At 53.5% G+C, this 8,982-nt stretch carries 10 protein-coding genes; 8 read left to right on the forward strand and 2 right to left on the reverse strand.

Translation table 11 applies throughout. From position 1 onward, the window contains the following. Together B3Z49_RS14755 and B3Z49_RS14760 are read left to right on the forward strand one after the other, a co-directional pair. Nucleotides 1-795: M3 family metallopeptidase (locus B3Z49_RS14755; protein WP_296992259.1), on the forward strand; the 795-nt coding region annotated here is incomplete at its 5' end. Between the two features lies 1 nt (nucleotide 796). Next, on the forward strand, nucleotides 797-2,173 hold the full coding sequence (locus B3Z49_RS14760) for an ABC1 kinase family protein (protein WP_296992261.1): 1,377 nt from the start codon (nucleotides 797-799) through the stop codon (nucleotides 2,171-2,173). Between the two features lie 297 nt (nucleotides 2,174-2,470). Here the strand turns inward: B3Z49_RS14760 and B3Z49_RS14765 are convergent, their stop codons facing one another. Continuing rightward, nucleotides 2,471-2,875, reverse strand: a complete 405-nt coding sequence (locus B3Z49_RS14765) for a hypothetical protein (protein ID WP_296992263.1) — start codon at nucleotides 2,873-2,875, stop codon at nucleotides 2,471-2,473. A gap of 78 nt (nucleotides 2,876-2,953) precedes the next feature. Between B3Z49_RS14765 and B3Z49_RS14770 the strand changes: the two genes are divergently transcribed. From B3Z49_RS14770 to B3Z49_RS14795, 6 genes are all read left to right on the forward strand, one after another. Continuing rightward, nucleotides 2,954-4,117: a Re/Si-specific NAD(P)(+) transhydrogenase subunit alpha gene (locus B3Z49_RS14770; protein ID WP_296992265.1), complete on the forward strand. Its 1,164-nt coding sequence runs from the start codon at nucleotides 2,954-2,956 to the stop codon at nucleotides 4,115-4,117. Continuing rightward, the gene (locus tag B3Z49_RS14775) at nucleotides 4,110-4,541 is read left to right on the forward strand and encodes an NAD(P) transhydrogenase subunit alpha (protein WP_008891680.1); all 432 of its coding nucleotides are present in this window, start codon (nucleotides 4,110-4,112) and stop codon (nucleotides 4,539-4,541) included. Before B3Z49_RS14770 ends, B3Z49_RS14775 begins: the two co-directional genes overlap by 8 nt. A 12-nt stretch (nucleotides 4,542-4,553) precedes the next feature. Next, nucleotides 4,554-5,951 (forward strand): NAD(P)(+) transhydrogenase (Re/Si-specific) subunit beta, encoded by a 1,398-nt coding sequence (locus B3Z49_RS14780; RefSeq protein ID WP_063088968.1) that lies wholly within the window; start codon nucleotides 4,554-4,556, stop codon nucleotides 5,949-5,951. Between the two features lie 127 nt (nucleotides 5,952-6,078). Then, on the forward strand, nucleotides 6,079-6,807 hold the full coding sequence (locus B3Z49_RS14785) for a hypothetical protein (protein ID WP_296992269.1): 729 nt from the start codon (nucleotides 6,079-6,081) through the stop codon (nucleotides 6,805-6,807). A 27-nt stretch (nucleotides 6,808-6,834) separates the two neighbouring features. Further along, nucleotides 6,835-7,422: a hypothetical protein gene (locus tag B3Z49_RS14790; RefSeq protein ID WP_296992271.1), complete on the forward strand. Its 588-nt coding sequence runs from the start codon at nucleotides 6,835-6,837 to the stop codon at nucleotides 7,420-7,422. A gap of 137 nt (nucleotides 7,423-7,559) precedes the next feature. Then, nucleotides 7,560-8,324 (forward strand): SDR family oxidoreductase, encoded by a 765-nt coding sequence (locus B3Z49_RS14795; protein WP_296992272.1) that lies wholly within the window; start codon nucleotides 7,560-7,562, stop codon nucleotides 8,322-8,324. A 152-nt stretch (nucleotides 8,325-8,476) separates the two neighbouring features. Here the strand turns inward: B3Z49_RS14795 and rpsU are convergent, their stop codons facing one another. Continuing rightward, on the reverse strand, nucleotides 8,477-8,680 hold the full coding sequence (gene rpsU, locus B3Z49_RS14800; RefSeq protein ID WP_008891676.1) for a 30S ribosomal protein S21: 204 nt from the start codon (nucleotides 8,678-8,680) through the stop codon (nucleotides 8,477-8,479). Nucleotides 8,681-8,982: the final 302 nt, after the last annotated feature.

Here is an 8,982-nt window from a genome sequence, read left to right on the forward strand (position 1 = left end):
CCGGAACTGGCAGAAGTCGGTCAGAAATTCTTTGATAACCCGTGGATCGATGTGCCGCCGCGCGCGGGCAAGTCATCGGGTGCCTTTGCCCATCCGACCGTGCCGTCAGCACATCCGTATTTGCTGCTGAACTATCATGGTAAAACCCGCGATGTGATGACGCTTGCCCATGAGCTGGGCCATGGTGTGCATCAGGTGCTGGCGGCAGAGCAGGGCTATTTCCTGTCTGATACGCCGCTGACCCTTGCGGAAACCGCATCGGTGTTTGGTGAAATGCTGACCTTCCAGTCGATGCTGCGTTCGGAAAGTGATCCGAAGATGAAGCGCATCATGCTGGCCGGCAAGGTTGAGGATATGCTCAACACCGTCGTGCGTCAGATCGCGTTCTTTGAATTTGAAAAGCGCGTCCATGAAAAGCGCCGCGAAGGTGAATTGACCGTTGATGAGATCTGCGAGATCTGGATTGCCGTACAGCATGAAAGCCTGGGCGATGCCATCCGTTATGAAGATGAATACAAGTACTACTGGTCTTATATTCCGCACTTCATCCATTCGCCGTTTTATGTCTATGCCTATGCCTTTGGCGATTGCCTGGTGAACTCGCTTTATGACGTTTATCAGGGTGCCGAAGACGGCTTCCAGCAGAAGTATCTTGATATGCTGAAAGCCGGGGGCACCAAACGGCACAAGGAACTTCTGGCACCGTTCGGACTTGATGCATCGGACCCGGCCTTCTGGCAGCGGGGCCTTAATATGATCAAACGCATGATCGACGAGCTGGAGGAGCTTTCCTGATATGAGTGATAACGACGATGATTATACCGCCGCAAACGAGGAAAACAGGTTTGGCGGGCGGGTTCGTCGTTATGCACGGGTGGGCGCATCGGCCAGCAAGCTGGCCGCGCGCCTTGCCACCGGGAAAATGTTCGGCGGCGAGATTGATCATGCCAAATACGCCGCCGAACTGACCTCGGCCCTTGGTGGGCTCAAGGGGCCGTTGATGAAGGTCGCCCAGATCCTGTCGACCATCCCCGATGCCCTGCCCAAGGAATATACCCAGGCGCTGGCCGAACTTCAGGCAGATGCGCCCAGCATGGGCTGGCTGTTTGTCAAACGCCGCATGCGAAGTGAACTTGGGGCCGGATGGCAATCGAAATTCACAGAATTCAGCCACGATGCCGTGGCGGCCGCGTCACTTGGGCAGGTGCACAAGGCGACACTGCCCGAAGGGCGGGATGTTGCGTGCAAGCTGCAATATCCGGATATGTCGGCAACGGTTGAGGCCGACCTTAAGCAGCTGCGCGCAGCCTTTGCGATCTATAAGCGCTATGACAGCGCGATTGATGCGCAAAACATTCAGGAAGAACTGACCGCCCGCCTGCGTGAAGAACTCGACTATGAGCGTGAAGCCAAGCATATACGCCTTTATCGCCATATGCTGGCCGATGAGGACTGTGTTCATGTGCCCGAACCGGTTGATGAACTGACCACCAAGCGGCTTTTGACTATGACCTGGCAAACCGGGCAGAAATTCAAGCATTTCCTTGAAAGTGATCCCGATCAGGATGCGCGCAATCAGGTTGCGCTTAATATGTTTCGGGCGTGGTATGTGCCGTTTTATCGCTATGGCGTGATCCATGGCGATCCGCATCTGGGCAATTACACGCTACGTGATGACCTTTCGGTCAATCTTCTGGATTTCGGCTGTATCCGCATTTTCAAGCCAGACTTCGTAAGAGCGGTGATTACGCTTTATGAGGCGCTGCGTGACGAGGACGAGGAAAAGGCTGTTTCAGCCTATGAAAGCTGGGGCTTTGAAAATCCGTCGCGCGAATTGATTGATGTGCTCAATATCTGGGCCAGCTTCGTTTACGGCCCGATCCTTGATGATCGCGAACGCAAGATGGGTGAAACCAACTCTGTCGCCTATGGCGCAGAGGTCGCAGGAAAGGTTCATCAGGAGCTGCGCCGTGTCGGCGGCGTCAAACCTCCGCGTGAATTCGTTCTGGTTGACCGCGCAGCGGTCGGGCTTGGCGCGGTGTTCCTGCGCCTTGATGCAGAGGTGAACTGGTATCGCCTGTTTAACGATCTTGTCGGCGATTTTGACGTGGCAAAACTTGAAGCCCGTCAAAAAGATGCACTGGCCCAGATCGGTTTGGAACGCCCCGACTGATAAGGCGTGCAAGTCGTCGCATTCACCAACTTATCCGGCCCCCCAAGCGAGTCGACTTTTCAATGCAGAGTCGAGCACCCGTTTGGGCAAATTGCGCGATGGAAAATCCGATTTTTGATGTTTGATCCGGTTTGGTTTCCCAAAAATCGAGAATATTTTTGCGAACCTTTTTGCGTTTGCAACGTTCCCTATTGCGTGCCCATTTGGGAATAAATGAAGACTTGGACGTTTATTTGTAAGATAATATTCACTTACAACGTGAGGCGAAAACAGGGGAAACTGCCAAAAATCAACGTTCTATTGTGTGACGATCCGGATCAGGACCTGTTCCATAATGGAAATGAAATGTGCGAATTTCCGCACATAATGGATTTTTCGATATATTAACTGATATAAAGTTAAAGTGCTTTTTTGTCGGTTTTTCGGATTGTGGTTGCCGATCAGAAATCGCATCTTGCTTTCAACGCAGACATGCAGGGCGTCATTGATTGTTTGTCCTGAGCACCAATGGCGGGTGGGACCTGATATGTCAGCAAGGTTTTTTGCCTTGTAATGCGTGGTGGGAAAGTGGGCGGTTTCTTCTGCGATTGCTGAAGAACCGCCTTTTTCTTTTTCGGGCCGCTTTAGGTGTAGGTGTGCTGGCCCGGATGATTTGAACTGGACAAGGGTTGCCCGGTGATCGGTCCAAAAGGAACGCGACATGACGTTCTGGAACCGGTTGCTTTGAATGAAGACGGATTGTCAAACTGACCAATCATTTAGGGAAGGAGGTCAAACGCGATGAAACTGGCCGTTCCAAAGGAAATATGGCCCGGGGAAAAGCGCGTTGCCGTCACGCCAGAGACCGTTAAGAAGCTTAAGGCTCTGGGGTTTGACGTTGCAATCGAGGCTGGCGCCGGAATAGACGCCGCCATACCGGATGATCGCTTTGTCGATGCTGGTGCAACCATTGCCAAAACAATGAAAACCACCGTGAAGGATGCTGATGTCATCTTCAAGGTGCGCCCACCTGTCATTGACGGCAAAACCAACGAATTAACCGCCTATAAGAAGGGGGCCGCTGTTGTGGCCCTGCTTGAGCCCTATGATCGCAAGGACCTGATCGATGCGATGGCAAAGGCCGGTGTTGATGGCTATTCGATGGAACTGATGCCGCGTATTTCACGCGCACAGTCGATGGATGTGCTGTCCTCGCAATCCAACCTGGCGGGCTATCGCGCCGTTCTGGATGCCGCCCATGAATTTGGCCGCATCTATCCGATGATGATGACGGCGGCGGGCACACTTGCACCTGCACGGGTTGTCGTGGTCGGGGCCGGTGTTGCCGGCCTTCAGGCGATTGCAACCGCCAAGCGCCTTGGTGCCGTTGTATCGGCATTTGATGTGCGCCCGGCGGTGAAAGAACAGGTTCAGTCGCTTGGCGGGACCTTTATTGAAGTCGAAGACGACACGGCGTCTGATGCCGAAACTTCCGGCGGCTATGCCAAGGAAATGTCGGACGACTACAAAAAGAAACAGGCTGAAAAGCTTAAAGAGGTTCTGACCAAAACCGATATCGTCATTACCACGGCCCTTATTCCGGGCCGTCCGGCACCGGAAATCGTCACCGCCGATATGGTGTCGGGCATGAAACCGGGCTCGGTCATTATTGACCTGGCGGCTGAGCGTGGTGGCAACGTTGCCGGTGTGAAACTTGGTGAGACGGTAATGACCGATAATGGCGTCAAGCTGATTGGTCCTGCCAACATCACCAGCTCCGTCGCAACCGATGCAACGGCGATGTATGCTAAGAACCTTTTGAACTTCATCACCCTTTCTGTCGATAAGGACAAAGGCACGCTGTCGTTTAATGGCGAGGACCAGATCATCGCCGAGACGCGCCTGACCCATGATGGAAAGGTCGTTCATCCGAAATTCGGCGGGGAGGAGGTCGCAAATGGCTGATCAATCCGTAGCCCAAAATGCAAATGAACTCCGCGATGCCGCCCTTGGCCTTGCGGAAAAGGCCGCAAAGCTTGCCGATAGTCTGGCAAGTGGTGCGTCCGATGCCGCTGGCACTGCCGCGGTCGCGGTACAGGGATCAGGCGTCAGCCCGACGGTCCTTGGTCTGACCGTCTTCGTCTTGGCCTGCTTTGTTGGCTATTACGTCGTGTGGAAAGTTACCCCGGCCCTTCATTCACCCCTGATGGCTGTGACCAACGCCATTTCGTCGGTGATTATCGTCGGTGCGCTTCTGGCAGCAGGCCCGGTGGAGATGAACTTCTCCAAGATGATGGGCTTCATTGCGGTGGTGTTGGCCTCGGTCAACATTTTCGGTGGCTTCATCGTCGCCCAGCGCATGCTGCATATGTTCAAGAAAAAGAAGTAGGGGGAACACACAATGTCGGAAAACCTATCGGCTTTCCTGTATCTGGTGGCCTCGGTCTGCTTCATTCTTTCGTTGCGCGGACTTTCGTCACCTGAATCGGCCCGGACCGGGAACATCCTTGGTATGGTGGGCATGGCAATTGCCATCTTTACCACGCTGGCAAGTCCGGCCGTGCTGTCATACACAACCATTATCGTCGGTATTCTGATCGGTGGTGCGATTGGTACGGTCATCGCGCTCAAGATCCAGATGACCGCCCTGCCACAGCTTGTTGCAGCCTTCCACTCGCTGGTCGGTCTGGCCGCGGTGTTTGTCGCCGGTGCAGCGCTTTATTCGCCGGGTGCCTATGGCATCGGAACGGCGGGCAATATCGGTGCGGCCAGCCTGATTGAAATGGGCCTCGGTGTGGCGATTGGTGCGATCACCTTCACGGGATCCTTGATTGCGTTTGGTAAGTTGCAGGGCATCGTTTCGGGCACGCCTGTCCGGTTCAAGGGGCAGCATATGCTCAACCTTGCCATCGGGATTGCCATTGTTGTCTTTGGTGTCATCCTGGTCGTGACCGAAAGCCATACGGCCTTCTGGATCCTTGTGGCACTGGCCCTTGTTCTGGGTGTTACGCTGATCATTCCGATTGGCGGGGCAGACATGCCGGTCGTTGTTTCCATGCTGAACTCGTACTCGGGTTGGGCGGCATGTGGCATCGGCTTTACGCTTCAGAACAGTGCGCTGATCATTACCGGGGCGCTTGTCGGTGCGTCGGGTGCGATCCTGTCCTACATCATGTGCAAGGGCATGAACCGCTCGATCTTCAATGTCATCTTTGGTGGCTTTGGCGCAGAGGGCGAAGCAGCCGCCGGTGCTGGCGGCGATGGTGATCGGTCGGTCAAATCCGGCTCGGCCGATGATGCGTCCTTCATCATGAAGAACGCATCGAGCGTCATCATCGTGCCGGGCTATGGTATGGCCGTGGCACAGGCACAGCATGCGCTGCGTGAAATGGCTGATATCCTTAAAGCAGAGGGTGTCAAAGTCCGCTACGCCATCCATCCGGTTGCCGGACGTATGCCGGGTCACATGAACGTGCTTCTGGCCGAGGCCAGCGTGCCCTATGACGACGTGCTGGAAATGGAAGAAATCAACCGTGATTTCGGATCGGCTGACGTGGCCTTCGTGATTGGTGCAAACGACATCACCAACCCGGCAGCCAAAACCGACCCGGCAAGCCCGATCTTCGGCATGCCGATCCTTGAAGTCGAAAAGGCCAAAACGGTCCTGTTCGTCAAACGCGGCATGTCAGCCGGTTACGCTGGCATCCAGAACGAACTGTTCTTCAAGGACAACACCATGATGCTGTTCGGCGATGCCAAAAAGATGTGCGAAGAAATCGTCATGCATCTCGATAACTGATCAGACCCTACGGTTTGAAACGGCAAAAGGCGGCTCCGGTGGGGCCGCCTTTTGTTGTCAATGGGCGTGTCGATCTAGTTTAATATGGCCTTGTGGAAGTTGCTTTTCTCAACGGGAGGCTGTTCTTTTGGTTGATGCAGACGGAATTGCTCGTGGCCTTGGAAAGGGTGATGAGTTCGACGAGATATTGGATAACAAAGAATACGCTAAGCGATTTCTCAATGACGATTTCTGCTTGAATAAATTGAGGAGGAGGAATGAGGCAGAGATCGTAATTTCCAATGCGAAAACAATCGAGCAAAGTGTCACTCATCGGTGTATCTATTTGATTGATGCCGCTATTACGCAAATAGAAGATCAAAACTCGTATGCTCTTGCGCTGATTTTGCGTGGGCACATGGAGAGTGTTGCCCTTATGGGGTATTTTTGTCACCAACTGAATGCGCTTATAAACGGCTCTGTCTCCATGAGCTCTGTCCGTGAAAAGCTATTTTCTGCAATGATGGGATCTTCACACGGAGATATACCTAATGCACCCTGTCCTATTAATGTACTGAAGTGTATAGATCGTTCTGACTTGGTCCTCGCTCGCCTTGCTAAGAAGAAGGGAAGCGCTATCCTGCGAGATGAATACGAATGGATCTCGAATTTCTGTCATCCAAATTTTTTATCATTTCAGATTATGATACCCGAGGCGATTCACGGGAACTATGCCTCAGCTAAAGAAAAGACTTTGGCTGAACCAAACACATATCTGATTTCGAGTTTAAGGCAGTCAACGCGGGTTCAGCGGTTGTTTTCTGACCATTTCTTAGAGTTAAGAGAACGCACGGCGAAGAAAATTACTCAAGCGTAGAATTGTAAGGCTTAATTAGAAGGTCGCATGTTTCGGTTGGTACGGGTTTCTCTGCTTTTGGTGGTTGTGCTGTCCGTGGCGCTGGTGGCGTCCATGGGGCTGACGATCCTGACCTATGTCCGGCTGACGGCCGAGGAGCCGATTGCCAAGATGTATTTCGAGCCGATTGGGGAGGATTTGTTCGAGGCCCATCTGGCGGCGGGCGAAGGCGGGGATGTCGGCATCTTTGAGATTTATGGTGATCAGTGGCGGATTGATGCCGAATTCATCAAGCTCAAACCGTGGGCCAATGTGATGGGCATGGATGCCCGCTATAAGCTGGTGCGCTTTGAGGGGCGATATCGCGACATCAATGATGAAAACACCAAGCCGAAGATGGCCTATGATCTGGGGCAGGGCGATGCGCTTGATCTGATGAACTATCTGGCGGAATGGAATTTCCTGGTCGATGCCGAATACGGCAGTTCAACCTTTACCGATATCAGGCAAGATACGCTTTATACCGTCTATCGCACCCAGTCGGGCATCATTGTGCGGTCTGAACCGATGCCAGATCCGATTGGCTATGAGCCGACGATGATGGATGACATCCGGGCGTGGGTATCGGGTAACTGATACATCCGGGTTTCTGCGCGACACGAACGTGAGGTCCGAAACCGGCGAGCAACACTGGACGCTGCCCCATATCCTTTTGCCATCACTAACCGCACCGCTCACTCAACTGGGCCGGTGCCAGATGGATTGGATAGATCATGTTGCTTGAAGACAAGGTTGTTATCATCACCGGTGCAAGTTCCGGGATCGGCGCCGCATCGGCCAAACTGTTTGCCCGGGAAGGGGCAAAGCTTGTGCTTGCGGCGCGCTCGGAAGATCGACTTGATCAGGTTGTGACGGAAATCAATGGCGCAGGCGGTACGGCATTTGCCCTTGCCGGGGATGTCTGCGACGAGGCGTTTGCCAAGGCATTGGTTGATGCCGCGATTGGTGAGTATGGCGGGCTTGATGTGGGGTTCAACAATGCCGGAACCCTCGGATCACCCGGTGCGCTGAGTGATATTGACGTTGGGGAGTGGGAGAAAACCATTCGAACCAATCTGACATCAGCCATGTTCGGGGCGAAATACCAGATGCCCGCAATTGCCAAACGCGGCGGCGGATCGGTTATTTTTACTTCTACCTTTGTTGGACATACCATTGGCCTGCCGGGCATGACGGCCTATGCGGCAAGTAAAATGGGCCTGATCGGGATGGCGCAATGTCTGGCCGTGGAATATGGCGGGGCCAATGTGCGGGTAAATGCGTTGTTGCCGGGTGGGACTGATACCCCGATGGCGGCAAGCTTTGCCAATGATCAGGAAGCACGGGCAATGGTGGAAAAGTTCCATGCGCTCGGCCGGATCGCCGCACCAGACGAAATTGCCAAGGCGGCATTGTTTCTGGCATCTGATCATTCAAGCTTTGTTACCGGATCGGCCATGCTGGCCGATGGTGGCAACTCGATATGCAAGGCTGCTTGAACAATTCTTGATCAGGCCATGACTGAGGCCAAGGCCCAGAAAAACCAAACCCGCCCGGATTGCTCCGAGGCGGGCTTGGCGCACGGGTCCGAATTTAGCGAACTAAATTCGATCGTACAGTCACGTTCGAGATACCCCGAAAGTGAAAAAGACTAGAAGCCTTCGCGCTCGATGCGCTTACGCTCCAGCTTGCGGGCACGACGGATTGCTTCCGCCCCTTCGCGAGCTTTCTTCTCCGACGGCTTTTCAAAGTGGCGACGGAGTTTCATCTCACGGAAAATGCCCTCGCGCTGCATCTTTTTCTTAAGCGCTTTCAGAGCCTGATCGACATTGTTGTCGCGAACGATTACCTGCACGGAAACCACGCTCCTTTCAAAAAAACAAAAACACCCGGAGTGCGGAATGCCCCCCGGTTGGATTTACGGTCAAACTGACCGTGGGCTGTATATAGTGCAAACCTGGCAAAAAGAAAAGAGGGAAGGGGATATTCGCCTTGGGCGTTTATTGGCCGCGTTTTGGCGAACCCTTTGGGCAATTACCGGGTTTTCCGGTTTGGTTGCTTTAAAACCATGTGGCGATAACCATATGGTATAAATGCCTTAAAGGTTGTCATAATGCTTTGAGATAACAACATCTATTGCCTGATCCTGATCGGGTA

It is taken from the genome of Thalassospira sp. UBA1131, from assembly GCF_002311515.1.
In the GTDB taxonomy this organism is placed as follows: Bacteria; Pseudomonadota; Alphaproteobacteria; order Rhodospirillales; family Thalassospiraceae; genus Thalassospira.

What these genes read in the sequence shown, in the direction of transcription:
- B3Z49_RS14775 (WP_008891680.1), top strand. Translation starts at nt 4,110, where the DNA reads ATGGCTGATCAATCCGTAGCCCAAAATGCAAATGAACTCCGCGATGCC.
- B3Z49_RS14770 (WP_296992265.1), top strand. Translation starts at nt 2,954, where the DNA reads ATGAAACTGGCCGTTCCAAAGGAAATATGGCCCGGGGAAAAGCGCGTT.
- B3Z49_RS14795 (WP_296992272.1), top strand. Translation starts at nt 7,560, where the DNA reads ATGTTGCTTGAAGACAAGGTTGTTATCATCACCGGTGCAAGTTCCGGG.
- B3Z49_RS14790 (WP_296992271.1), top strand. Translation starts at nt 6,835, where the DNA reads ATGTTTCGGTTGGTACGGGTTTCTCTGCTTTTGGTGGTTGTGCTGTCC.
- B3Z49_RS14765 (WP_296992263.1), bottom strand. Translation starts at nt 2,875, where the DNA reads ATGTCGCGTTCCTTTTGGACCGATCACCGGGCAACCCTTGTCCAGTTC.
- B3Z49_RS14780 (WP_063088968.1), top strand. Translation starts at nt 4,554, where the DNA reads ATGTCGGAAAACCTATCGGCTTTCCTGTATCTGGTGGCCTCGGTCTGC.
- B3Z49_RS14760 (WP_296992261.1), top strand. Translation starts at nt 797, where the DNA reads ATGAGTGATAACGACGATGATTATACCGCCGCAAACGAGGAAAACAGG.